Genomic DNA, 1,439 nt, shown 5'->3' on the forward strand with positions numbered 1-1,439 from the left:
AGGCCATCTCACCGTTCTCGGTGGCGGGGCCATCGGCGATGACCTGACCGATCTCGATTCGCTGGCCTTCGTCGACGATCGGGCGCTGGTTGGAGCAGGTGCCCTGGTTGGACCGGTTGAACTTGCGCATCCGGTAGCTGCGCCGGGTGCCGTCGTCGTGCATCACGGTGACGTAGTCGGCGGAGACCTCCTCGACCACACCGGCCTTCTCGCTGACCACCACGTCACCGGCGTCGACCGCCGCGCGCAGCTCCATACCGGTACCCACCAGCGGCGCTTCCGAACGGATCAGCGGAACCGCCTGCTTCTGCATGTTCGCACCCATCAGGGCGCGGTTGGCGTCGTCGTGCTCGAGGAACGGGATCATCGCCGTCGCGACCGACACCATCTGGCGCGGCGAGACGTCCATATAGTCGATCTCGGCGGATCCGACGAACTCTACCTCGGAATTCTTGCGGCGCACCGCGATTCGCGCGTTCACGAAGCGCCCTTCGGTGTCGAGCGGCTCGTTCGCCTGCGCCACGACATGCAGGTCTTCCTGGTCGGCGGTCAGGTAGTCCACCTCGTCGGTGACCCTGCCGTCGACCACTTTTCGGTACGGCGTCTCGATGAAGCCGAACGGATTCACCCGCGCGTACACCGACATATAGCCGATCAGGCCGATATTCGGCCCTTCCGGAGTCTCGATCGGGCACATGCGGCCGTAATGGCTGTAGTGCACATCGCGGACTTCCAGACCGGCGCGCTCCCGGGACAGACCACCCGGGCCCAGCGCCGAGAGACGGCGTTTCTGGGTCAAGCTCGCCAGCGGGTTGCGCTCATCCAAGAATACGGACAGCTGCGAGGTTCCGAAGAACTCCTTGAGCACCGCGACGACGGGACGAATGTTCATCAGGGTCTGCGGCGTGATCGCCTCGACGTCCTGGGTGGTCATCCGCTCGCGGACCACGCGCTCCATCCGTGACAGCCCCAGCCGGACCTGGGACTGGATCAACTCGCCGACGGTGCGCAGCCGACGGTTGCCGAAATGGTCGATGTCGTCGACCTCGACCCGGACCTCGACGCCGCCGGGAGCGGTCATGGTCTTCTCGCCCGCGTGCAGCCGCAGCAGATATTCGATGATCGTGACGATGTCGTCCTCGGTGAGCGCCGGCGAGCCGCCGCTGCGGATGCCGAGTTTCTTGTCGACCTTGTACCGGCCCACGCGCGCCAGGTCGTAGCGCTTCTCCTTGAAGAACAGGTTCTCCAACAGGGTCTGCGCGGACTCCTTCGTCGGCGGCTCGCCCGGACGCAGCTTGCGGTGGATGTCGAGCAGCGCCTCATCGGTGCCCGATGTGCTGTCCTTCTCCAGGGACGTCATCATCACTTCGGAGAAACCGAAGCGCTCGACGATCCGCTCACTCGTCCAGCCGAGCGCCTTGAGCAGCACCGTCACGGGT

General features: G+C 65.3%; 1 pseudogene. It reads right to left on the minus strand.

Annotation, left to right across the window (positions count from 1 at the left end):
• Window positions 1-1,439 (minus strand): annotated as a pseudogene (locus ACL03I_RS39295) (DNA-directed RNA polymerase subunit beta); the annotation flags it as partial.

It is taken from the genome of Nocardia sichangensis (assembly GCF_047200615.1).
Taxonomy (GTDB): domain Bacteria; phylum Actinomycetota; class Actinomycetes; order Mycobacteriales; family Mycobacteriaceae; genus Nocardia; species Nocardia sichangensis.